The organism is Bifidobacterium psychraerophilum (assembly GCF_000741705.1).
Lineage (GTDB): Bacteria > Actinomycetota > Actinomycetes > Actinomycetales > Bifidobacteriaceae > Bombiscardovia > Bombiscardovia psychraerophila.
Genome location: NZ_JGZI01000011.1, coordinates 49,712 through 73,236, shown reverse-complemented (window position 1 = coordinate 73,236; position 23,525 = coordinate 49,712). Strand labels below are relative to the sequence as shown.

Here is a 23,525-nt window from a genome sequence, read left to right as displayed (position 1 = left end):
CCTGGCCCGCCGAGCCGAAGACAAGGCCAACACCTTTGGCTGATGACATCCGGGCCGCATCCTATGAACCACGCGCAGGCTTGGATGTCACCCGCCCGTGGGTTCCAGTGAAAGCATGGGGCGCTGAGGGGCATATGCTTGCCGAATACGCGCTCTCCTGATGTTCGACCATCTCGTCATGTGCGGTCTGCGCGATGGTTGCGATGGACCCTGGCTGATAGACGTCCCTGTCAATGTGATGATGGATGAAGGGTGCGGATGATCGCGGCAAAGATCAAGGATCTGCAGCTCGGCAGGCCGTAGAATGAAGGCGGGTCTGTTTGTATGTGGAAGTCCTATGAGACAGGAAGGTCTGACATGGCAATACTCGACGAAACAGCTTTCGACGATGGTGATGAAGACTACGGCGATCGTGATAATGAATATGACTTCGAACAGGGCCTTGCCCATGGATTCGCATCTGATGACTATATGGTGAAGGACCAGCCCACGGGGGCTGGCGACCGTGCCGAAGGCGATGCGGAGACGCAGGCTGTCGCATCGACACAGACGCATGCGGATGCCCCTGAGGACGGAGCCGAGGACTGGGATGCGACAGCCGCGATCTCGGCAAACGGCAATGCAAGCGATCCCACCCGAGATGACGGAACAGATGGCAGCAAGCGCAAAGGCAGGGCCAAGGCCAAGAAGCAGCAGCGCAAAAACGCCGCCGCGCTGAAATCAGCGCACAAGGTCGCCGCCCCAACCTTGTTCACGCCTTTCACTCTGCGTGGCGTGACGACCCGCAACCGTATCTGGCTGCCGCCCATGGACACCTATTCGGCATTCGGCCGCGATGGCAGGCCGACGCAATTCCATTATCAGCACTATGTCTCCCGTGCTTTGGGCGGCTTCGGCATGGTTATCGCGGAATCCACGGCAGTCAGTCCCGAGGGACGCATATCCCCATGCGATGTGGGCCTTTGGGAGGATGATCAGATCGACTCCTGGCGTTGGATCGTCGAAGACGTCAAGAAGGCCGGCGCCGTGGCGGCGATCCAGCTGAATCATGCTGGGCGCAAGGCTTCAACCGGTTGCTTCAGTACCGGGCATATCAATGCGACGGTGCCTGAGGACCAGGGCGGATGGAAGACCGTGGCACCGAGCCCCATTCCCTATGGGCATTATGACATGCCGCGTGAGCTGGGTGTCGATGAGATCCATGGCATCGTCGAGCAATTCCGATATGCGGCCGTCCGCGCGGTGAACGCCGGCTTCGAGGCCATAGAGATCCACGCCGCCCACGGCTATCTGATATCCCAGTTCCTTGACCCCCTGAGCAATCAGCGCAGTGACGAGTACGGCGGCTCCTTGGAGAACCGTATGCGTTTTCTGGTCGAGATCTCCGACGCGATACGATCGGCGATTCCGGAGAGCATGCCGCTGTTGGTGCGCATCTCCGCAACCGATTGGGCTGCCGGTGGATGGGATCTGGATCAGAGCATCGAGACGGCGAAGGTGCTGAAGATGCATGGTGTCGATCTGATGGATGTGTCCACCGGTGGAATCGTGGCAGGAGTGACGATTCCGGCCCAAGCGAACTATCAGGTGCCTTTCGCACAGGAGATACGGGATAAGGCGCTGATCCCCACCACGGCTGTCGGCCTGATCACCAAGGCGAAGCAGGCTGCGCGCATCGTCCATAAGGAGCAGGCTGATGCGGTGGAGATCGGACGCGCCGCACTTCGTGACCCGAATTGGCCCTTGCGCGCCGCGTATAAGCTCGGCCTGGATAAATCCGAGATTCCATATCCGGATCAGTATGTCCGAGGAGCCTTCGGCACCTCGCGGTGACCGTGACAACGGCCTTCCGGCCCGAATGCGGGGCAGGAAGGCCGTATCCAGTGCAGTCATATGATGTTCCGGGAGTCCGCTGACGGGATTACAGTCCTATGGAGTGTGTATCCATACTCTCGATCCGGCCCAGGGGCGCGCTTGTGCTGACATCATCTCAGGGTGTGAACGTTTCCTTGCCCCGACGGAGCATCGGCACGCCGTCATCGTGATTCGAGGCGCCGCGGGAACAGGCAAAAGCACGCTGCTGTCCTCGCTTCTTGTCGCATTGTCCGAGCGGAGCAGGCGGAGGACGCCTGGTGATGTGCTTGGCGGAACCACCGTGCGCATCCTGGTCAATCACGCCGAGATGTGGCGTAGGTACAGGGATCTGGCGGCATCGCAGGAATGTCTGCGCAAGGCTCAGGTGCTGCGTCCCACGAGTTACATCAATGCCTCCGACAAGCGCAGCGCCCTTTCCGGTCGACAAGGCGGTGCGGATATAGCCCTGGTGGATGAGGCCCATCTTCTGCTGACCCAGCCCAATCCATATACACGTTTCCATGCTGAGAACCAGCTCAGCGAGATCGTGCGCCTCAGCAAGGTGACCGTGATCGCGTATGACGAAAACCAGGTGTTGCGCCTGCGCAGCCGTTGGGATGAGGATGTCCTTGACAAGGCTCTTGCCGGTGCCTGGACGACCGAGATACGTCTCGACGATCAGCATCGGATGGGCGCTTCGCGGGAGATCCGTGGCTGGGTGCGGTCCTTTGCCCTCGGCGGCGGGCCGGTCACCCCTCCGCCGCCAGGTGACGGGCATTTCGAGATGAAGGTGTTCCGGAATGCCGGAGCCATGCGTGACGCCGTGCTGGCGCGGGATGTGCGTGGCCCATCCCGTCTGCTGAGCACCTATGACTATCCATACAGACTTGACGGCAAGGATTATTTCATCGAGGAGGAGGGCCTGCGCATACCTTGGGATCGCTATCAGCCGCAGGCCGCATCGCCGTGGCCGCAGCGTCCCGAAACGGTTAAGGAGGTGGGATCCGTCTATACGATTCAGGGTATGGATCTTGACTGGGCCGGTGTCATCCTGGGGCCGTCCAACACCCTTGACGGTGAGGGCAGACTCAGACCGCTTCCCGAGTTGTATCAGGATCAGGCGGCATTCACCGGTGTTGCACGACTGAAAACGCAGGGAATGGACGCCGACGCCATCGAGCACAGCCGCGTATGTCTGTTGCGCAATGCGCTGATGACGCTTCTGACGAGGCCCCGAAAAGGACTGTTCCTGTATGCCCATGACCCTCGCCTGCTGCGGGCCCTGCTGCCTGAGGAATGAATGCGCGACAGTCCGATAGGCCATCAGCGCCAGTGAGGCCGCTGATGGCCGCAGCATCTACAGGCCGCTGCCCACCGCCTGGGAGACGTTATCGAAACCGTCGCGGTGCAGCAGTTTGACCAGACCTCGCTTCAGCACGCTGATCTGTTGCGGACCCCGGAACATCAGCGAGGAAACGAACATGACCAGGCTTGAGCCGCAGCGAATCTTCTCGTATGCCTGTTCGGGGGTGAAGACCCCACCGATGCCTGCGATGGCGAAGCGCTCGCCGAATTCACGGTAGGTGTCGGCGATCAGCGCGTTGCTCGCCGCATAGCAAGGCCCTCCGGAAAGTCCTCCCTGCCATTGCATGGGCACCGCCAGACCGCTGCGATCCTTCTGCAGGTTGGCGATGGAGACGCCTTGCACATTGTGCTTGGCCAGGACCTCAAGAAGATCCCTGAACTCCTCCCATGATTTGTTCAGCGGCATTTTCACGAGCAGTGGTTGTGTGCGCTTGACGGTGTCGAGTGATGAGAACAGACGGTCGAGATTCTCCGGACTCTCATTGAAAGGCTCGCCAACATGGGTGTTCGGGCAGGAGATGTTGATCTCCACCATCGAGGAACGTCCGGCGGCGCGTTCGAGCGAGATCCGATAATCCTCTATGCCCTCATCGATATCGCCGCACAATTCGTCATTCGTGCGTGCGATGGAGATCGAGAGACCCATGCTCGTCGAATTGGTGTAGGCCTTCTCGACCCGTGGAATGACTGCTTCGGAGCCGTCGTTGGCGAGGCCCACATGGACCATCATCGAATCGTATTCGGGCAGACGGTGGAACCAGGGGCGTTCGTTCCCGGCGCAGGGCCGTGAGGTGGTGGAGCCGACGGTTTCGAATCCGAAGCCCGCGGCGTCGAGCACGGTGGACAGATCGCAGTTCTTGTCCAAACCGGCGGAAAGGCCGAAGGGATTGTTGAACCGCAGTCCCATGACTTCGCTTTCCAGGGCGGGGTCGGTGTAATCGATCATCTGGCGAAGCATCCACATCAGAGGAGGGATCTTGCCTGCCGTGCGGCAGAATGTGATCATCTGGTCGTGTGCCGCATCGGGAGCCTGATTGAACACAACAGGCTTCACCGCATGCTTGTACACGAAGGAGAACAGATCGGTGCTTGCCTTGTTGACGGCATCTCTGGCCGCTGATTCTGATACATACTGCATACCCACCATTCTCGCACATTCTTACATGGCTTTCACGGGTGAAGGCGTCGGTAGCTTGTACGAGAGGCCTGTCGTGACGACGTTGCGGCGTGGGATACGACACGCCGGATTGCAGGGGCGGTGCTTGGATATGGATATGTTCACAGGAAACGTCAAGCAAGTCATACGTGTACGCGGGATAAGCACAGTACTGTGGAAGGCAACAGCGCAGGGGGCAGATGATGGCAGATAGCAGCACACAACAGGACGGTCGGGCTTTTCATCACCATGACAGGACCCTCGTGGTGATGCCGACATACAACGAGGCCGACAATCTGGGGCCTACGCTTTCGGGTGTTTTCTCATGCACGCATCGAGCGGATGTGCTTGTCGTCGATGACAATTCACCTGACGGCACCGGCAGGATGGCGGACTTCATGGCACAGGGCGAGGCAAGGCTTCATGTGCTTCATCGCAAGGCGAAGAATGGCCTGGGCCCGGCCTACATCGAGGGCTTCCATTGGGCGTTGGAACATGATTACGACATCATCTGTGAGATGGATATGGATGGCTCGCATCGTCCGCAGGATCTGGCGAGGATGCTTGATGTGATGGCGCGCAACCCTCATGTGGGGCTGGTCGTCGGCTCACGCAGGGTCAAGGGTGGTCAGACGGTGAATTGGCCGATGATCAGGGATGTGATCTCGCGCACGGGTTCATGGTATGCCCGACGGATGCTCGCCTTGCCGGTGAAGGATGTGACCGCAGGGTTCAGGGCGTACCGTGCGTCGCTCCTCGAACAGATCGATCTGGAGGGGATCGAGGCCAATGGCTATGTATTCCAGGTGGATATGACCAGAAGGGCTCATCAGGCGGGCGCGACGATTCTGGAAGTCCCGATCGCCTTCATTGAACGTACCCGTGGCGCATCCAAAATGGGCAGTGGGATTGTGCTGGAAGCGATGCTTCGCGTCACCGGCTGGGGAGCTGAGAGAATGATAAAGCGCTCATAATTCTGGTCGAAGTGAAAGAAAAGTTACAGCGTAAGTTGTAATTTTGCGCGGATGTGTGCGATAATGTTCGAATGATATCATCACAACGCCAGCATCTGATCTTAAGCAGATTGCGCACCCGCGGAGCCGTGCGCATCACCGCACTGTCCAAGGAATTGGGTGTTTCGGCGATGACCATTCGCCGCGATATCGCCGAACTCGCCGACAAAGGTCTCCTCAAACGCGTCCACGGGGGAGCGGTGACCACCAGCACACTGCTCGCGGAACCCCTGTTCTCCGTCAAATCGCAGATGGACATCGGGTTGAAGGACGCCATAGCCCGTGAGGCGTTGAAATACGTCTCCCCGGGTGATGTGATCGCCATAGGCGGCGGCACCACCGCATACGTCTTCGCCCAGCATCTGCTGGAAAGCCGACGTTCGGCGGGCATCACCATACTGACCAACTCCATACCTGTGGCGGAACTGGTCCAGGCCTTGGAAAGCAAAGACGTCGAGGTCATTGTGACCGGCGGGGTGATAACCCGATCGAATTCCCTGGTCGGGCCGATCGCGGATAAGGTCGTCGCATCGCTGCGGGTCAACACAGTGTTCCTGGGCACCCATTCGGTATCCATTCCCCGTGGCTTCCTGATGCCGAACTCGCTTGAGGCGGCAACGGATATGGCCATGATGGACATCGCCGACAACACCATCATCCTCACCGACCACACCAAGTGGAGCAGCACCTCGCTCTCACTGTTCGCCAGCTTCGAGCAGGTGAGCGCCGTGGTCACCGATGACGAGTTGGACGCGGAATCCATAGCAGCAACCCAGAAACTGGTCAAGGAACTCGTCCTGGCTCACCAGGTCGAGAGAAGCGAAGGAAGTGAACAACAGCAATGAGCGTTGAAACACAGTACGAGTCGGCGCACTACAAGCCGGGCACTTACGCGGCGGAGCATATTCGCATCACACCGACGACCCTTGCCGACGGACGTGATTTCTTTTATCTCGATGACGATCCGCGCTACGTATCCGGACAACTCACCCGTGAGCTCAAGGATCCACGCCCTCTGACGGATCGTTTCGCCCCTCATGTGGACGCTGAGGGCAGGGAGATTCCGGTTCAGGCCCCGCAGATGCGTCGGGACCCCCTCACCGGTGAATGGATCCCCATGGCCACCGCACGCATGAACCGACCGATAACGGCCGGTCCGGGTGCCACGGCGAGCGGGAATCCTCTTGCGGCACGCAAGCCGGGAGACCCCTATCAGGATGGCGAGGTCCCCGACAGCGATTATGACGTGGTCGTTTTCGAGAACCGTTTCCCCTCGATGATGCAGGTTCCTGGTGTGCCCGCGGAAGCAGGGTATGTGGACGGCAACCCGCTCTGGGAGAGGAAGATCGCCAACGGACGCTGCGAAGTCGTCTGTTTCGATCCGAAGGAGGACTCGCTTCCTGCTGATCTCCCCATCGAGCGTATCCGAACCGTTGTGGAGGCATGGGCCTTCCGTACGGCCGAGATCTCGGCGATCGAAGGCATCGAGCAGATTTTCCCATTCGAGAATCACGGACAGGAGATCGGCGTATCACTTGCCCACCCGCATGGTCAGATCTATTGCTATCCCTTCCTGGCCCCGAAGATGGAAAGCGAGCTGAAGCACACCGAAGCCTACTTCGAGCGCACAGGCGGCAACCTCTTCAAGGATCTGCTTGCCGCGGAACTCGAAGCGGAGGAGCGCATCGTATTCCGTAACCGCACATGGGTCGCCTATGTGCCCGCCGCGGCGCGCTGGCCTCTTGAAGTCCACGTGGCACCGGTGCGGGACGGTGTGCTCAGCCTGGATCAGCTCAACGACGATGAGCGCTGGGGCCTGGCCCAGATGTATTCGACCCTGCTGAAGCGGGGGAACGCCTTCTTCGACACCGGGGACGGCAAGGGCATGGACCTTCCCTATATCTCGGCATGGCACCAGGCGCCGCTGCATGACCTCCGCCGCGAGCATTACCGTCTGAACCTTCAATTCTTCTCATTCAGACGCTCCGCGAACAAAATCAAATACCTTGCCGGATCGGAATCCGGCATGGGGACTTGGATCTCCGACACCACACCAGAGAAGATCGCGGCCCGCTTCCATGAGCTCGGGCCGATCGATCTCGAATCAGAAGGCTGAGAGGAAAGTAACGATGTCGACAGTGCAGTTCATCAAACCGCTTTCGGGAGCAGAAGGTTCCGCCCGTGCCAGCGAGCTGTTCAGAACAACCTACGATGATCAGGAAGCCGGTGTGTGGAGCGCACCCGGGCGTGTGAACCTCATTGGCGAGCACACGGATTACAACGCCGGGCTCTGCCTCCCGATAGCCCTGCCCCACCAGACCTTCATAGCCTTGAAGCCCCGGCAGGATGACGTCGTTCGCGTGGTCTCCGATGTGGACCCAGACGGGATGACCAGCGCCAATCTGGATGGATTGGAGGCACGCGGTGTCGAGGGTTGGATAGCGTATCCGGTCGGTGTCGCCTGGGCACTGCGACAGATGGGATTCACCAAGGTCAGAGGGTTCGACGCCGCCTTCGTCTCCTGCGTCCCCGTGGGTTCGGGCTTGAGTTCCTCGGCTGCCATGACGTGTTCAACCGCCCTGGCTTTGGATGATGTATTCGATCTGGGATACGGGCATTCCGATGCGGGGCGCGTCACCTTGATCGAGTCGGCCATGAAGTCGGAGAACGAGATGGCCGGGGCCAGCACCGGCGGTCTCGATCAGAACGCATCCATGCGTTGCACAGCCGGTCATGCCCTCCTCCTGGACTGCAGGCCCGAGCTGACCCCGCTGGAGAACACCTCACAGCAGACCTTCGATCTGACCTCGCACGGTCTGGAACTGCTGGTCGTGGATACCCAGGCACCGCATCAGCTCAATGACGGCCAGTACGCCCAGCGTCGCGCAACCTGCGAAGAGGCGGCCAAGGTGCTGAAGGTCGCCAACCTCCGGGTCGCGGCCGATGGGATATCCAAAGCCGACGATCCCTTCCAGGCGTTGAAGGAAACCTTGGATGCCCTGCCGGACGAGGTGATGAAGAAGCGCGTGCGTCACGTCGTGACCGAGATCGCCCGTGTGCGCAGCTTCGTCCGCGCCTTCGCCAACGGACGCATCGAAGAGGCAGGAAGGCTATTCAACGCTTCGCACGACTCTCTGAAGGCCGATTATGAGGTCACCGTCCCCGAATTGGACGTTGCGGTGGATGTGGCCAGAGCGAACGGAGCCTATGGCGCCCGTATGACAGGCGGCGGCTTCGGCGGTTCGATCATCGCCCTCGTGGATTCCGGCAAGAGCGAGGATCTTGCCCAGAAGATAGCCGATGAATTCGCCCGTCAGGGTTTCCATGCCCCGCGTGCGCTCGCGGCCGTCGCTTCGGCTTCGGCACGGAAGGTGCGCTAAGGCATACGGTGTTTTCTCCGGTGTGCGGCCTGGCCGTGCCCGTTGCAAACCGGGAGGTGCCGGAATGCCGCAATGATCGGATCACGGGATGCTCGATAAGAGCATCCTCCCGGTCGCAGAGCTTTCTTGAATGCTTTGGCGGCATTCCACATATACTGGGGGAGTTCGGAACTCTCATCCAGGCGTATCCAGGAGACCCCATGAATAAGGCAATCATCACCGTTGTCGGACAAGACACGGTCGGCATCATCGCTCGCGTGTGCACGTATCTTTCCGAGCACAAGGCCAATGTGCTCGATATCTCGCAAACCATCATCGATGGTTTCTTCAATATGATGATGATCGTCGACTATGCTTCATCGGACAAGGAGTTCGGCGACATCGTCGCGGATCTGGAGGGTCTCGGAGACGAGATCGGCGTCCGTATCCGTTGCCAGCGCGAAGAGATCTTCACCGGGATGCATCGCGTCTGATCATTCGAGATCAGAAGGCATCCTCAGTACGAGAAAGGTGAAGGACAGCAATGCTGAACATCATGGAGGTTCACGAGACCAATCAGATGATCGAGCAGGAGAAGCTCGACGTCCGCACAATCACCATGGGCATCAGCCTGTTGGATTGTGTGAGTGATGATCTCGCGACACTACGCACGAATATCTATCAGAAAATCACCACATACGCCAAGAACCTCGTCTCCACAGGCGAGGCGATCGAGCGGGATTACGGCATCCCGATCGTCAACAAACGCATCACGGTCACGCCAATCTCCCTGATCGGGGCCAGTGCGTGCAATGACGTGGATGACTATGTGAAAATCGCGCAGACCCTTGACAAGGTCGCCGCCGAGGTGGGTGTGAATTTCATCGGCGGGTATTCCGCCCTGGTGAGCAAATCCATGACGCCGACCGAGCGTCTGCTCATCGAATCGCTGCCCACCGCGTTATCCGTGACGGAGAGGGTCTGTGCCAGCGTGAACGTCGGCTCGACCAAAACGGGCATCGATATGGATGCGGTGGCCTTGATGGGCCGCATGGTCCTTGAGGTGTCCAAGGCGACCGCCGATACCGACAGTTCGGGCAACTCGAAGCTCGTCGTCTTCTGCAACGCTCCTGATGACAACCCCTTCATGGCGGGTGGGTTCCACGGCGTCACCGAGGGGGATGCCGTGATCAATGTCGGAGTCTCCGGTCCGGGTGTGGTTCGTACCGCCTTGGAAGCGGCCCGCGGCAAGGATTTCGGTGTGCTCTGCGAGACGATTAAGAGAACGGCTTTCAAAATCACACGGGTGGGTCAGCTGGTCGCTCAGGAGGCAAGCAAGCGACTCGGTGTGCCATTCGGCATCATCGACCTTTCCCTGGCACCAACCCCGGCCGTCGGAGATTCGGTCGGCGAAGTGCTTGAGGAGATCGGGCTTGAGCAGGTAGGCGCGCCTGGTACCACGGCGGCGCTGGCACTGCTGAACGATCAGGTCAAAAAGGGCGGCATCATGGCGTCCAGTTATGTCGGAGGGCTGTCCGGAGCGTTCATCCCGGTTTCGGAGGATCAGAACATGATCGATGCGGCAGCGTCGGGCTGCCTGACCATCGAGAAGCTCGAAGCCATGACCTGTGTGTGCAGCGTCGGACTCGATATGATCGCCATTCCGGGGAAGACCTCGGCGGCCACGATTGCCGGCATCATCGCCGACGAGTCCGCAATCGGCATGATCAACCAGAAAACCACCGCTGTGCGTGTGATCCCGGTGATCGGCAAGGATGTGGGTGATATGGCGGAATTCGGCGGTCTGCTTGGTCGTGCGCCGATCATGCCTGTCAATCAGAAGAGCTGTGAGGCCTTCATCAACCGCGGTGGAAGAATCCCCGCACCGATCCATAGTTTCAAGAACTAGTCCATAGGCCATCAAAGAAGAGAAGCGCATCACGCTTTGGGATATGCTGCCCGATCGCAGGCGGCGGTCTCGGCATGTGATGCGCTTCTCTTCTTCTGTTCCTCTGTGGCCGCATTCCTGGCCAATATGACCGAATATGGTTATGTTGCATACCCGAAATCGAAATATGGGTATCCTTGCCCTCATGACCAACGATCGTTATGAATTGAATAAGAATCTTGCCCAAATGCTCAAAGGCGGCGTCATCATGGACGTCACCACACCCGAGCAGGCGGAAATCGCACAGGATGCCGGAGCCTGCGCGGTTATGGCTTTGGAACGTATTCCCGCGGACATCCGCGCGGCGGGCGGGGTCTCACGTATGAGCGACCCGAAGATGATACGCGGCATCCAGAAGGCGGTTTCCATTCCGGTCATGGCGAAGGTCCGCATCGGTCACTTCGTTGAGGCGCAGGTCCTGCAGGCCCTTGATATCGACTACATCGACGAGTCCGAGGTGCTGACACCCGCGGACGACGTCTACCATATCGACAAAACCCAATACAGCGTGCCCTTCGTCTGCGGCGCGAAGAATCTCGGGGAGGCCCTTCGTCGAATCGCCGAGGGTGCTTCGATGATCCGCACCAAGGGAGAGCCGGGAACGGGGGATGTGGTTCAGGCCGTACGGCATATGCGCGAGATGAACCGGCAGATCCGGGAGGTGGCCGGATTGCGCGAGGACGAACTCTTCGAGAAGGCGAAGCAGCTTGAGGTCCCTGTCGATCTGCTGCGTTCCGTGCACGACAACGGACGCCTGCCGGTGGTCAACTTCGCCGCTGGCGGCGTGGCCACACCGGCCGATGCATCCCTGATGATGCAGCTCGGTGCCGAAGGCGTTTTCGTGGGCTCGGGAATCTTCAAATCCGGTGATCCCGCCCAGCGTGCGACCGCGATCGTGCAGGCCACGACCAACTACCAGGATTGGGACTTGGTGGCTCGTGTCTCCGAAGGTCTGGGTGAAGCGATGGTCGGCATCAATGAAGGCGAAATCGCCGTGCTGATGGCAGAGCGCGGCAAGTGAGGGACACCGTGCATGGCTCGCAGCACCAGGATGCTCGGATGACACCATTGCTCGGCGTGCTGGCATTGCAAGGGGCTTTCGCCGAGCATGAGGCGATGTTCGGGAAACTGGGCGCCGCAACCGTGGAAATACGACAGTCCCGTGACCTCGACCAGCAGTTGGATGCCATAGTGCTTCCCGGTGGCGAATCCACCGTGCAGGGCAAATTGCTGCGTGATTTGGGCATGTTCGACAGACTGCGCGAGCTGATCGCCAATGGCCTGCCGGTGTTCGGCACCTGCGCCGGCCTGCTGCTGCTCGCCAAACACGTCGAGGATGGGGACACCCATCTCGCCGTGATGGATATGACGGTGAAAAGGAACGCCTACGGGCGCCAGCTCGGATCCTTCTTCACCAGAGCGGAGGTGAAAGGAGTCGGGGATGTGCCGATGACCTTCATCCGGGCTCCGTACATCGAAAGCGTGGGGGAGGGTGCGGAGGTTCTGGCACGGGTGGACGGGCATATCGTCGCCGCGCAGCAGAACGCGATGCTCGTCACCTCATTCCACCCCGAGTTGAATGATGATCTGTCGATGCATCGCTATTTCCTCGACACGATGGTGTTGCGGCGGAGATCAGGAGCATGAAAGGGATGTGAGCGGGCATCCGGAGGCGGTGTTCAGTTGCCGCCGTTGAAGCCGAGTTGCCGCCAGGCCTCGTAGATTGCGATCGACGCGCAGTTGGTGAGATTCAGGCTGCGCAGCGAGGGGCGCATCGGCAGTCGGACCTGCTCGGCGACATGAGGGCCGGCCATGATGTCCATCGGATCGGGGATGTCGCCCGGTTCCGGGCCGAAGAGCAGAATATCCGATGGGCGGTATTGCACTTCGGTATAGAGTTTCGTGGCATGTGCGGTGAAGGCGATGATGCGTGAGCCCGGCATCGAATCAATGAGGCTCTGGAAATTCGGATGCAAAACCACATGCGCCATATCGTGATAATCAAGTCCTGCCCTACGCAGTTTGGTGTCCTGCAGGTTGAAACCGAGAGGTTCTACCAAATGCAGTATCGTGCCGGTCACTGCGCACAGGCGTATGGCCGAACCGGTATTCCCGGGGATCCTCGGTGAGTAATAGCACAGCTGCGGTGTGATCGTGGTCGATTTGGCCGCGTCCTCGGCTTTGAGCATGGCATCAACCACGCTGATCGGATTGCCATGGGCGTCGGTCACCAGTTCATCGGTGCGGATGTTGGATTTGCGGTATCCGTACTCATACATCTTCTCAACGTGCTGTTCCGGATGATCCGAAGCGGCCTCGTCGCGCGACCCACCGCCAAGTGCTGATGCCTGTTCCTGATTGTTCACAAGGGCAAGAATAGGAGTGAAGAACGACAGTCCGCCGCACCTTCCGCCGCGCCTTCGATGATCTTCGCGGGTTCTTTCCCCTCGTGACGGCCGCCAAGCCGCTGTCGCCGCCTTGCCCCGCTGCACTCTCCTTATCGCTCTGCGCTGGTGAATCGCGGAATACGCCCGCATATCGGCTAGGCTGGTCAACCGTGATGCGCATACCTTGGGGTTATTGCGAAAGCTGCGCACGCGCCGCATGGAGCAAGGGTCGACATATGGGGAGTGACGATGAGTGAGGCATCCGATATTGCCGTGGTGCGCAGTCTGCTGTTCCCATGGTGGGACGGGCATGCACGGGATCTGCCCTGGCGATTCGGCAGAACAACGCCTTGGGGGGTGCTGGTTTCCGAGGTGATGAGCCAGCAGACGCAGATGAGCCGGGTGGTGCCCTATTGGATCGCCTGGATGGAGGTATGGCCTGACGCGAGGGCGCTGAGCATGGCAAGCTCCGCAGAGGTCATCACCGCCTGGGGGAGACTGGGGTACCCTCGTCGTGCGCTCAGGTTGCAGTCATGCGCCCGTGTGGTGACCGAAGCCTATGATGACGTCCTGCCACGCAGCTACGAGGAATTGACGGCTTTGCCCGGCATCGGGGATTACACCGCGAGTGCCGTGATGTCCTTTGCCTACGGTGAGCGCATAGCCGTTATCGATACGAATATTCGTCGTGTGCTGTCGCGGGTCTTTCTGGGCATTGAATCGCAGGGTGGCACCGCAAGCCGCGAGGAACGGGAGTTGGCGGCACGCGTGCTGCCCCAGGACGCGGATGAATCGGTCACATGGAATCAGACGATTATGGAGTTGGGCGCCCTGGTCTGCTCGGCCAAAAACCCACAGTGCGAGCAGTGCCCCCTCGCACGGGTCTGCGCGTTCAACCTGGCCGGGAAGCCCGGTCTTGGGCATAAGCCGACACGCCCACGGCAGCATTTCAAAGGGACCGACCGGCAGGTGCGCGGTCTGATACTGGAGGCTTTGCGTACATTGCCGTCCGGTTCGAGGATCAGCCATGATGACGTTGCGGCACTGTGGCCCGTTACGGGTCAGCTTGACTCATGCCTGGCATCGCTTGACGAAGACGGGCTCATTGAGATTCACCCGGATTCATCGGTGTCCTTTCCCTCCTGAGCGCGTCGGTGCTCGCATCCGCACTGCCATCCGTCGTACACTCGGCTATATGGCCAAGCGAAAGATCAGTGCAAAACAACGCCGCATCTACCGTCGACGCCGCATAATCGCCGCGTTGGTGGCGGTGGTCTTTCTTGTGTTGTGTTGGGGAATCGGATGGCTGCTGGTGCGGGGTGTAAGCGCCGTCAATTACGCGATCAACAAGGATGACATCAACGCCATCTCCCGTGAGGCGGCGCCCAGTCCCAAAGAGATTTCGGGAGTTCAGGATTGCACGGGTGATGATGTGGATCTGACCTTGAGCGCGAACTCCGCAACCGCCTCACTGGGTGGTTCGGTGCAGTTCGTGGCCACCATCAAGCATCACGGAGCAAGCAGCTGCCTGATCGACGGGTCGAATGCCTCACGCGTGCTCACCATAACCTCCGGCAACGAGACGATCTGGCGTTCGGATTCATGCCCGGTGGATTCACGTATGCTGCTTATGGCGGGCAATGATAAGGATATCCAGACGATCACCTGGAACGCCAACGCCACCACGTCGCAATGCCAGCAGGATTCCGCGCTGCTGAATGTGCAGCGGGGCACCTATGTTGCCAAACTCTCCCTCAAGGAGGACGCGAAGGTGCAATCCGCACCCGTTTCCATAGCGGTGCAATAGCACCGTCCCCCGTACCCGACATCGCCTCCTGAAGCCAGCGCGGTCCTCCGCCCCCCCCCACCCGGTCGGGTGACTCTCCACCAGGCAGCCGGTGGTGAAGGGGCTGCAGAAGAAGAGGGAATGACAATGCGATTAACGCAATCCATACGGATGAAGTGTTGTGAGACGATATCGGCACTGCACACCTGGGTCACTCGGCAGGCAAGGCACCACAACCCAGTGCATAGTCGGGGATGTGGGGAGGAAAGAGGAATAGGGGAGTTTCTTGCGCAGCGATATCAATCGTGTTACTATTGTGTCTTTGCGTGAAGTGTGTCATATAGCGGGCATGCATCATTGGGGAGAATGCCCGCGAATAGGCATATGGTGGCCATGAGGCGTTTTCCAGGCAAGCAACGATCCATCGAACATAGCGAGCGATAAGGAAAGTCTACTTTGGCTGCCAACAAAGCTGCAAGAAATACCACACAAACATACGCACGCGCTGATGAAGAAGACATCAAACTTCACAAGGCACCGAACCGCGTGAACTTCGGTTCCATCCAGGAGCCGCTCGACGTCCCCTATCTGCTGGGCGTCCAGACCGACAGCTTCGATTGGCTGATCGGCAACGAGCGCTGGAAGCAGCGCGTCGAAGAGGATGAGCGTGATGGCACCAACACCGTTGCCCACATCTCAGGACTCGACGAAGTCTTCAAGGAGATCTCACCGATTGAGAACTTCGCCCAGACCATGAGCCTGGCATTCTCCGATCCATACTTCGAGGAGCCACGCCACACGGTGCTCGAATGCAAGGAGAAGGATTACACCTATTCCGCACCGCTGTATGTGAACGCCGAGTTCGAGAACGGCGACACCGGTGAGATCAAGTCGCAGACCGTCTTCATGGGCGATTTCCCGCTGCAGACCCCTCACGGCACCTTCATCATCGGCGGCACCGAACGCGTCATCGTCTCGCAGCTGGTTCGTTCGCCCGGTGTCTATTTCGACCGCAACCGCGACCGTACGACCGACAAGGAAGTATTCGGCGCGAAGATCATCCCGAGCCGTGGCGCCTGGCTTGAGTTCGAGATCGACAAGCGTGACGTCCTCGGCGTGCGCGTCGACCGCAAGCGCAAGCAGTCGGCCATCGTGTTCCTCGAGGCCATCGGCATGACCAAGTCCGAGATCAAGGAGTCCTTCCAGGGCTACCCGCTGGTGCTGGATGCCTTGGAAAAGGAATCCATCGACAACCAGGATGCGGCCCTGACCGATCTGTACCGCAAGATCCGTCCTTCCGACACCGCGACCCCAGAGGCCGGGCGAAATCTGCTCGACTCCTTCTACTTCAACACGAAGCGTTACGACCTCGCCCGCGTCGGCCGTTACAAGATCAACCGCAAGCTTGGTCTCGAAGCCGATTTCAACGATCGCAGCCTCAACCGCGACGACATCATCGCCACCATCAAATACCTGGTGACCCTGCATGCCGGCGACAAGACCTTCCCCGGCTCACGTAACGGAGAAGCAGTCGATCTGCGCGTTGACGTGGACGATATCGATCACTTCGGCAACCGTCGTATCCGCCAGGTGGGCGAGCTGATCCAGAACCAGCTGCGTACCGGTCTTTCCCGTATGGAACGCGTGGTTCGTGAGCGCATGACGACCCAGGACGCCGAGGCCATTACGCCCCAGTCCCTGATCAACATCCGTCCGGTGAACGCGACGATCAAGGAGTTCTTCGGAACCTCACAGCTTTCGCAGTTCATGGATCAGAACAACCCGCTCGCAGGTGTGACCAACAAGCGTCGTCTCTCCGCTCTGGGCCCCGGCGGCCTTTCCCGCGACCGCGCTTCGATGGAAGTGCGAGACGTGCACCCCTCCCACTTCGGTCGTATGTGCCCGATCGAGTCCCCTGAAGGCCCGAACATCGGTCTGATCGGATCATTGGCCACATTCGGTCGCATCAACCCATTCGGATTCATCGAGACCCCGTACCGCAAGGTCGACAACGGTCAGCTGACCGATGAAATCACCTACATGACCGCTGATCAGGAGACCGAGCACGTGATCGCGCAGGCCAACCAGATCATCGACGAGAAGGGTCATCTGGTCGAGTCCACAGCCCTGGTGCGCGACAGTGAGGGCGAGGCGGAGGATGTTCCGGTCGAGCAGGTCGACTACATGGACGTCTCCCCACGCCAGATGGTTTCACTTGGCGCTTCGCTGATCCCCTTCCTTGAGCACGATGAGGGCCACCGAGCGCTGATGGGTACCAACATGCAGCGCCAGGCCGTCCCGCTGATCAAGTCGGAACGCCCGCTGGTGGGAACCGGCTCCGAATGGCGTGCAGCCGTCGATTCAGGCGATGTGATTCTTTCCGACAAGCCCGGCGTGGTGACCTACGTCTCCGGCGACATCATCCGCGTGCTGAACGACGATGGCACGCAGTCCAGCTACAAGCTGTCCAAGTTCCAGCGTTCGAACCAGACCACCTGCTACAACCAGGTGCCAACCATCAAGGATGGCGAGCGAGTCGAGGCCGGTTCCGTGCTGGCCGACGGCCCTGCCACCCAGAATGGCGAGATGGCGCTCGGCAAGAACCTTCTGGTGGCCTTCATGCCTTGGAACGGTTACAACTACGAGGACGCCGTGATCATCTCGCAGCGTCTGGTGCAGGATGACACCCTGAGCTCCATCCACATCGAGGAATACGAAATCGATGCACGTGAGACGAAGCTCGGATCCGAGGAAATCACCCGCGATCTGCCGAACGTCGGCGAGGATGCGGTTGCCAACCTCGATGAGCGTGGCGTCATCCGCATCGGTGCCGAGGTCGAGGCCGGAGACATCCTGGTGGGCAAGGTGACGCCGAAGGGCGAGACCGAACTCACGCCGGAAGAGCGTCTGCTCCGTGCGATCTTCGGCGAGAAGAGCCGCGAGGTGCGCGACACCTCACTGCGGGTGCCTCACGGTGAGACCGGAACGGTTATCGCCGTCAAGGAGATTTCGCGTGAGGATGCCGAGGAGGACGGTGACGAGCTGCCCAACGGCGTGAACCAGATGATTCGCGTCTACATCGCCCAGCATCGCAAGATCACCCAGGGAGACAAGCTCTCCGGCCGTCACGGCAACAAGGGTGTCATCTCCAGGATCCTTCCGGAAGAGGATATGCCATTCCTCCCGGACGGCACCCCGATCGACATCATGCTCAACCCCTTGGGCGTGCCCAGCCGAATGAACCTCGGCCAGGTGCTCGAGCTGCATCTCGGATGGATCGCCCACGCAGGCTGGGATATCAACCTCGATCCGAACCTTGAGGCGGAGTGGAAGAAGCACATCCCGGCAGGCGCCGAGAAGGCCGATCCGGACACTCCTGTCGCTTCACCGGTATTCGATGGTGTCCGTCAGGACGCGCTGCACGGTCTGCTCAAGACCACGCTGCCGAACCGCGACGGCGAGCACCTCGTTGGGGATCACGGCAAGGCGGTGCTGTATGACGGCCGCACCGGCGAGCCATTCACCAAGCCGATCTCAGTGGGCTACATGTACATGCTGAAGCTCCACCACCTTGTGGACGACAAGATCCATGCACGTTCAACCGGTCCTTACTCGATGATCACCCAGCAGCCTCTGGGCGGTAAGGCTCAGTTCGGTGGACAGCGTTTCGGCGAGATGGAGGTGTGGGCCCTCGAAGCCTACGGTGCCGCCTACACGCTGCACGAAATGATGACCACCAAGTCCGATGATGTTGACGGCCGCGTGCGTGTCTATGGCGCAATCGTGAAGGGCGACAACCTGCCGCCGGCAGGCATCCCGGAATCCTTCAAGGTGCTGCTCAAGGAAATGCAGTCCCTGTCCCTGAACGTCGAGGTGCTGAACGCCGAAGGCGTCGCCATCGACATGAAGGACGAGGACGACGATCCCGCATCGGCATCGGATGATCTCGGTTTCAACATCAATGCGCGACCTGATGCCGGAGCTGCGATGTCATCGAACGATTCCCAACCGGAATATCGCTGAACACCGATCGACACGGCTGTGCGGGCGCAGGAAGGACACCCGCCCGCACAGCCCCTCAAGAAACGCATAAAGCAGTAACAAGCGAAAGACAGGACATAGAGTGCTGGACGTCAACGCATTTGACAAACTGAGAATCGGCCTGGCTACGGCAGAGGACATCCGCAGCTGGAGCTTCGGCGAGGTTAAGAAGCCTGAAACCATCAATTACCGTACCTTGAAGCCCGAGAAGGACGGACTCTTCGGCGAGCAGATCTTCGGACCGACCCGCGACTGGGAGTGCGCCTGCGGCAAATACAAGCGCGTTCGTTTCAAGGGCATCGTCTGCGAGCGTTGTGGCGTCGAGGTCACACGTTCCCGCGTACGCCGTGAACGCATGGGCCATATCGAGCTCGCCGCTCCGGTGACGCATATCTGGTTCTTCAAGGGTGTGCCCTCACGCCTGGGATACCTGCTGGATATCGCCCCGAAGGATCTGGAAAAGGTCATCTACTTCGCCGCCTACATGGTGACGAAGGTCGATGAGGACCAGCGTCATCAGGACATCCCGGATCTCCAGGACGAGTTCGATACCGAGATCAACCATCTGGAAAAGGCACGCGACAACGAAATCGAGAAGCGCGCCAAGAAGGTTGAAGAGGATCTCGCGGAGCTTGAGGCTTCCGGTGAAGCCAAGGGTGCCGTCAAGTCCAAGCTGCGCAACGGCGCGGATAGGGATATGACCGCTATCCGTCAACGCTACGACGATCAGATCCAGCGTCTGAGCGCGGTCTTCGACCGCTTCAAGAACCTGAAGCCCGGGGATATGGAGGGTGACGTCGATCTGTGGCGTGAGATGGAGGACCGCTACGGCGATTACTTCGAAGGTTGCATGGGTGCCGAGGCCATCAAGAAGCGTCTGCAGTCCTTCGACCTCGAAGCATCATCCAAGCAGCTTCGCGAAGAGATCGAAACCGGCAGCGGGCAGCGCAAGGCCCGTGCCCTGAAGCGTCTGAAGGTCGTCAACGCCTTCCTCTCCACGGGCAACAGGCCCGAGGCGATGGTTCTGGACGTCGTTCCGGTCATCCCTCCCGATCTGCGTCCTATGGTGCAGCTTGACGGTGGCCGTTTCGCGACTTCCGATCTGAACGATCTGTACCGTCGTGTGATCAACCGCAACAACCGTTTGAAGCGCCTGCTCGAACTCGGCGCGCCTGAGATCATGCTCAACAACGAGAAGCGCATGCTGCAGGAGGCTGTGGATTCGCTCTTCGACAACGGCCGCCGTGGACGTCCGGTCACGGGCGCCTCCAACCGTCCGCTCAAGTCGCTTTCCGACATGCTCAAGGGCAAGCAGGGACGTTTCCGTCAGAACCTGCTCGGTAAGCGCGTGGACTACTCAGGCCGTTCGGTCATCGTGGTCGGACCGAGCCTGCGTATGCACCAGTGCGGTCTGCCGAAGCCGATGGCTTTGGAGCTGTTCAAGCCATTCGTGATCAAGCGTCTGGTCGATCTGAACTACGCGCAGAACATGAAGAGCGCGAAGCGTCTGGTCGATCGTGGCGACGCCGAGGTCTGGGGCGTGCTGGAAGAGGTCATTTCGGAGCATCCGGTGCTGCTCAACCGCGCACCTACGCTGCACCGTCTGGGCATCCAGGCTTTCGAGCCGATCCTGGTCGAGGGCAAGGCCATCCATCTCCCGCCGCTCGCCTGCGCCGCATTCAACGCGGACTTCGACGGTGACCAGATGGCGGTCCACCTTCCTCTGAGCGCCGAGGCACAGGCCGAGGCACGCTCCCTGATGATGGCTTCGGACAACATCCTGAAACCGGCTGATGGGCACACCGTGACCATGCCTTCCCAGGATATGATTCTGGGTCTGTACTACCTGACCACCGGCAAGGAAGGTGGCAAGGGGCAGGGACGTATATTCAGCACCCTGGCCGAAGCGCATATGGCGCTCGACCTGGGCGAAATCGATATGCAGTCCAAGGTGCTGATCCGTGTGGCCTCAGACTTCGTGACCCCCAAGAACTGGGAGCCGGGAGAACTCAAGGTCATCGATCCAGAACCAGGCAGCCCGGATGTGGTGAAGGAGGAGCGTCTGAGCGACGGTTCCTACCTCTTCGCCACAAGCTACGGCCGCATCCTCTTCAACGAGACCCTGCCGACCGACTACCCCTTCATCAACGAGCAGGTCGCCAAGGGCAAGCTCGCAGGAATCGTCGATGACATCGCAACGCGCTATTCCACCGCACAGGTCGCCGTCACCCTTGATGCACTCAAGGACCTCGGTTTCACCCGCGCACCGTGGTCCGGCGTGACGATGGCCTTCTCCGACATCGTGGCACCTCCCGAGCGTGATGAGATCGTCCAGGGCTACGAGAAGCAGGCCGATAAGGTCAACTCGCAGTACGATATGGGTCTGCTGACCGACGAGGAGCGCCGCCAGGAGCTGATCAACCTGTGGACCGAATGCACCGACAAAGTCGCGGACGCGATGCAGGAGCATTTCACCTCCGACAACAACGTGAACATCATGGTGCAGTCCGGAGCCCGTGGAAACTGGATGCAGATTCGTCAGATCGCAGGTATGCGAGGACTTGTGGCGAACCCGAAGGGCGAGATCATTCCTCGTCCTGTGAAGTCCAACTACCGCGACGGCCTGTCCGTGCTGGAGTACTTCATCTCCCAGCACGGTGCCCGCAAGGGTCTGGCCGATACCGCACTGCGTACCGCCGAGTCGGGGTACCTGACCCGGCGTCTGGTCGATGTCTCGCAGGACGTGATCGTGCGTGAGGACGATTGCGGCACCAAGCGCGGTCTGCCGATGAAGGTCGCGGAGCGTGACGAGGCGGGCAATCTGGTACTCGTGAAGAATGCCGATGGTGGTCCATACTCCCGTCTGCTCTCCGCCGATGTGCTCGATCCGAAGGATGGCACCGTCCTGTACAAGAGCGGTGACGCGCTGTCGATGGATGTGCTGAACAACCTCGTCGCCCACGGGGTGGAGGAAGTCAAGGCACGATCCGTGCTGACATGCGAATCCAAGCGCGGCGTTTGCGCCAAGTGCTACGGATGGTCGCTGGCCACCAACAAGCTCGTGGACGTCGGCGAAGCCGTTGGCATCGTCGCCGCACAATCCATCGGTGAGCCTGGTACGCAGCTGACCCTGCGTTCCTTCCACTCCGGCGGTGTGGCTTCGGCTTCCGATATCACGCAGGGTCTTCCCCGTGTGACCGAGCTTTTCGAAGCACGCACGCCAAAGGGCGAGGCGCCAATCGCCGAGTTCCCCGGAACGATCAAGATCGAAGATACCGATCGCGGACGTCAGGTGACCTTGAATCCCGATGATTCCTCCGTGGAAGCCATCGCATACATGGTGACGCGTCGTGCGCCGATGCTCGTCAAGGACGGGGATCACGTCGAAGCCGGAACGCAGCTCATCGAAGGTTCAATGGATCCGAAGAAGATCCTGCGTATCCTCGGTCCCCGTGCCGCGCAGGTCAACATCGTGGAAGAGGTGCACAATGTGTATCGCTCACAGGGTGTGGATATCCACGACAAGCACATCGAAGTCATCGTGCATCAGATGCTCCGCCGTGTGACGGTCATCGATTCCGGCGACACCGACCTGCTTCCAGGCGAGCTGGCCGACCAGGCACGCTTCAAGGCCGCGAACATCAAGGCCGTGAAGAACGGTGGACGTCCCGCCGCAGGCCGTCCGGAGCTGATGGGTATCACCAAGGCCTCGCTGGCCACCGATTCCTGGCTCTCCGCAGCCTCCTTCCAGGAGACGACGCGCGTGCTTACCGAGGCCTCGCTCAGCCAGAGGGTCGACGATCTCAAGGGTCTGAAGGAGAACGTCATCATTGGTAAGCTCATCCCGGCCGGAACCGGACTCGCCCGCTACCACAATGCGGTTGTGGAGCCGGACAAGGCCATCCGCGACACGATCTACCCGAACTTCGGTCTGGGTGGGGACGGCAGTGATGTCGATCTGAGCGATGCGGATCTGAGCGATGTTGATTTCTCCAACATCGACTTCGGTGACCTCAAGCTCGGTGACGACTTCAACCCCGATGATTTCCTCAACGATCAGGGCGGTCAGACCGGATTGGGCGGTTCCGACGACGCCACACCGAGTGACACCACACTCTGACAGCCAAGGTGATGCGGATACGCCTTAGAGCGCTCCGCCTCACCTGCCGCCAACACAGGGGCTCCGATTCCATCATGGGATCGGAGCCCCCTGTCGTATCCCGCCGGGGTCCATGCATGTCGCGAATTGACAAAAATGGTATGGACTGTATATATTTGGGCAGTCAACAGGGCACCTGGATGGAATCACACCGGGGTAGTTGACAGATTGCGGCGAAGACAACGCTCATCATCATGACCATTGATCGCCGAAACATCAATCTGAGGGAGGTGCACGTCATGGACATCGACAGTCCGCAACCTATAGACGACCATCACCAACCTATTCCACTCACGTCGGATGCCCATTCAAGGTCCATCGAAAGCGCCGCTCGAACTCAATGAAGCGTTGATGAACCTCTTGTCAGCACGGATCGTGGATCCAGCCTGGACAGCATGACAGGGATGCGCAGGCGTGCAGTGGATAGATACATCCATCCATTGAGAAGAGGCTACGT

The 23,525-nt window shown here is 59.8% G+C and carries 16 protein-coding genes; 14 read left to right on the top strand and 2 right to left on the bottom strand.

Translation table 11 applies throughout. The annotated features are described in order from the left end of the window. Nucleotides 1-603 precede the first annotated feature (603 nt). Together BPSY_RS10810 and BPSY_RS10805 are read left to right on the top strand one after the other, a co-directional pair. A complete protein-coding gene (locus BPSY_RS10810) occupies nucleotides 604-1,833 on the top strand; it encodes an NADH:flavin oxidoreductase/NADH oxidase (RefSeq protein ID WP_415462027.1) in 1,230 nt (409 codons plus the stop codon). A 208-nt stretch (nucleotides 1,834-2,041) separates the two neighbouring features. Then, the gene (locus BPSY_RS10805) at nucleotides 2,042-3,154 is read left to right on the top strand and encodes a DNA/RNA helicase domain-containing protein (protein ID WP_157809752.1); all 1,113 of its coding nucleotides are present in this window, start codon (nucleotides 2,042-2,044) and stop codon (nucleotides 3,152-3,154) included. Nucleotides 3,155-3,211: 57 nt separating this feature from the next. Here BPSY_RS10805 and BPSY_RS10800 read toward each other — a convergent pair whose 3' ends face one another. Further along, on the bottom strand, nucleotides 3,212-4,357 hold the full coding sequence (locus BPSY_RS10800) for a quinone-dependent dihydroorotate dehydrogenase (RefSeq protein ID WP_033497019.1): 1,146 nt from the start codon (nucleotides 4,355-4,357) through the stop codon (nucleotides 3,212-3,214). A 221-nt stretch (nucleotides 4,358-4,578) separates the two neighbouring features. Between BPSY_RS10800 and BPSY_RS10795 the strand changes: the two genes are divergently transcribed. From BPSY_RS10795 to pdxT, 8 genes are all read left to right on the top strand, one after another. Next, entirely contained in the window at nucleotides 4,579-5,349 is a 771-nt protein-coding gene (locus BPSY_RS10795; RefSeq protein ID WP_051921985.1) for a polyprenol monophosphomannose synthase, read from the top strand. Nucleotides 5,350-5,420: 71 nt separating this feature from the next. Beyond that, nucleotides 5,421-6,233 (top strand): DeoR/GlpR family DNA-binding transcription regulator, encoded by an 813-nt coding sequence (locus BPSY_RS10790; RefSeq protein ID WP_033497021.1) that lies wholly within the window; start codon nucleotides 5,421-5,423, stop codon nucleotides 6,231-6,233. Further along, on the top strand, nucleotides 6,230-7,504 hold the full coding sequence (gene galT / locus BPSY_RS10785; protein ID WP_033497023.1) for a galactose-1-phosphate uridylyltransferase: 1,275 nt from the start codon (nucleotides 6,230-6,232) through the stop codon (nucleotides 7,502-7,504). Before BPSY_RS10790 ends, galT begins: the two co-directional genes overlap by 4 nt. 13 nt (nucleotides 7,505-7,517) lie before the next feature. Continuing rightward, the gene (galK, locus tag BPSY_RS10780; protein ID WP_033497025.1) at nucleotides 7,518-8,768 is read left to right on the top strand and encodes a galactokinase; all 1,251 of its coding nucleotides are present in this window, start codon (nucleotides 7,518-7,520) and stop codon (nucleotides 8,766-8,768) included. A gap of 200 nt (nucleotides 8,769-8,968) precedes the next feature. Continuing rightward, nucleotides 8,969-9,241, top strand: coding sequence for an ACT domain-containing protein (locus BPSY_RS10775; protein WP_033497027.1), 273 nt, complete (start codon nucleotides 8,969-8,971; stop codon nucleotides 9,239-9,241). Nucleotides 9,242-9,291: 50 nt separating this feature from the next. Next, nucleotides 9,292-10,656: a PFL family protein gene (locus BPSY_RS10770; RefSeq protein WP_033497029.1), complete on the top strand. Its 1,365-nt coding sequence runs from the start codon at nucleotides 9,292-9,294 to the stop codon at nucleotides 10,654-10,656. 184 nt (nucleotides 10,657-10,840) lie between these two features. Beyond that, nucleotides 10,841-11,716, top strand: coding sequence for a pyridoxal 5'-phosphate synthase lyase subunit PdxS (pdxS, locus tag BPSY_RS10765; RefSeq protein WP_033497067.1), 876 nt, complete (start codon nucleotides 10,841-10,843; stop codon nucleotides 11,714-11,716). Nucleotides 11,717-11,754: 38 nt separating this feature from the next. Further along, complete coding sequence (gene pdxT / locus BPSY_RS10760) at nucleotides 11,755-12,342, top strand: pyridoxal 5'-phosphate synthase glutaminase subunit PdxT (protein ID WP_033497069.1); 588 nt, start codon at nucleotides 11,755-11,757, stop codon at nucleotides 12,340-12,342. Between the two features lie 32 nt (nucleotides 12,343-12,374). Here the strand turns inward: pdxT and BPSY_RS10755 are convergent, their stop codons facing one another. Continuing rightward, the gene (locus BPSY_RS10755) at nucleotides 12,375-12,974 is read right to left on the bottom strand and encodes a tRNA (cytidine(34)-2'-O)-methyltransferase (RefSeq protein WP_081884448.1); all 600 of its coding nucleotides are present in this window, start codon (nucleotides 12,972-12,974) and stop codon (nucleotides 12,375-12,377) included. Nucleotides 12,975-13,331: 357 nt separating this feature from the next. Between BPSY_RS10755 and BPSY_RS10750 the strand changes: the two genes are divergently transcribed. The 4 genes from BPSY_RS10750 to BPSY_RS10735 all read left to right on the top strand — a co-directional run bounded on the left by BPSY_RS10750 (nucleotide 13,332) and on the right by BPSY_RS10735 (nucleotide 23,029). Next, nucleotides 13,332-14,228 carry an HhH-GPD family protein gene (locus tag BPSY_RS10750; RefSeq protein WP_051921982.1) on the top strand — a complete coding sequence of 299 codons (897 nt, stop codon included), beginning with the start codon at nucleotides 13,332-13,334 and terminating at the stop codon, nucleotides 14,226-14,228. A 49-nt stretch (nucleotides 14,229-14,277) separates the two neighbouring features. Then, nucleotides 14,278-14,889, top strand: a complete 612-nt coding sequence (locus BPSY_RS10745) for a hypothetical protein (protein ID WP_033497033.1) — start codon at nucleotides 14,278-14,280, stop codon at nucleotides 14,887-14,889. Between the two features lie 435 nt (nucleotides 14,890-15,324). Next, nucleotides 15,325-18,891 carry a DNA-directed RNA polymerase subunit beta gene (gene rpoB / locus BPSY_RS10740; protein ID WP_033497035.1) on the top strand — a complete coding sequence of 1,189 codons (3,567 nt, stop codon included), beginning with the start codon at nucleotides 15,325-15,327 and terminating at the stop codon, nucleotides 18,889-18,891. Nucleotides 18,892-18,991: 100 nt separating this feature from the next. Further along, nucleotides 18,992-23,029, top strand: a complete 4,038-nt coding sequence (locus BPSY_RS10735; protein WP_033497037.1) for a DNA-directed RNA polymerase subunit beta' — start codon at nucleotides 18,992-18,994, stop codon at nucleotides 23,027-23,029. The last annotated feature ends 496 nt before the right edge of the window (nucleotides 23,030-23,525 follow it).

Excerpts from the sequence above, each read along its gene's own strand:
- BPSY_RS10745 (WP_033497033.1), top strand. The coding sequence starts at position 14,278 with ATGGCCAAGCGAAAGATCAGTGCAAAACAACGCCGCATCTACCGTCGA.
- galT (WP_033497023.1), top strand. The coding sequence starts at position 6,230 with ATGAGCGTTGAAACACAGTACGAGTCGGCGCACTACAAGCCGGGCACT.
- BPSY_RS10755 (WP_081884448.1), bottom strand. The coding sequence starts at position 12,974 with ATGTATGAGTACGGATACCGCAAATCCAACATCCGCACCGATGAACTG.
- pdxT (WP_033497069.1), top strand. The coding sequence starts at position 11,755 with ATGACACCATTGCTCGGCGTGCTGGCATTGCAAGGGGCTTTCGCCGAG.
- BPSY_RS10775 (WP_033497027.1), top strand. The coding sequence starts at position 8,969 with ATGAATAAGGCAATCATCACCGTTGTCGGACAAGACACGGTCGGCATC.
- BPSY_RS10750 (WP_051921982.1), top strand. The coding sequence starts at position 13,332 with ATGAGTGAGGCATCCGATATTGCCGTGGTGCGCAGTCTGCTGTTCCCA.
- BPSY_RS10800 (WP_033497019.1), bottom strand. The coding sequence starts at position 4,357 with ATGCAGTATGTATCAGAATCAGCGGCCAGAGATGCCGTCAACAAGGCA.
- pdxS (WP_033497067.1), top strand. The coding sequence starts at position 10,841 with ATGACCAACGATCGTTATGAATTGAATAAGAATCTTGCCCAAATGCTC.
- BPSY_RS10795 (WP_051921985.1), top strand. The coding sequence starts at position 4,579 with ATGGCAGATAGCAGCACACAACAGGACGGTCGGGCTTTTCATCACCAT.
- galK (WP_033497025.1), top strand. The coding sequence starts at position 7,518 with ATGTCGACAGTGCAGTTCATCAAACCGCTTTCGGGAGCAGAAGGTTCC.
- BPSY_RS10770 (WP_033497029.1), top strand. The coding sequence starts at position 9,292 with ATGCTGAACATCATGGAGGTTCACGAGACCAATCAGATGATCGAGCAG.
- BPSY_RS10790 (WP_033497021.1), top strand. The coding sequence starts at position 5,421 with ATGATATCATCACAACGCCAGCATCTGATCTTAAGCAGATTGCGCACC.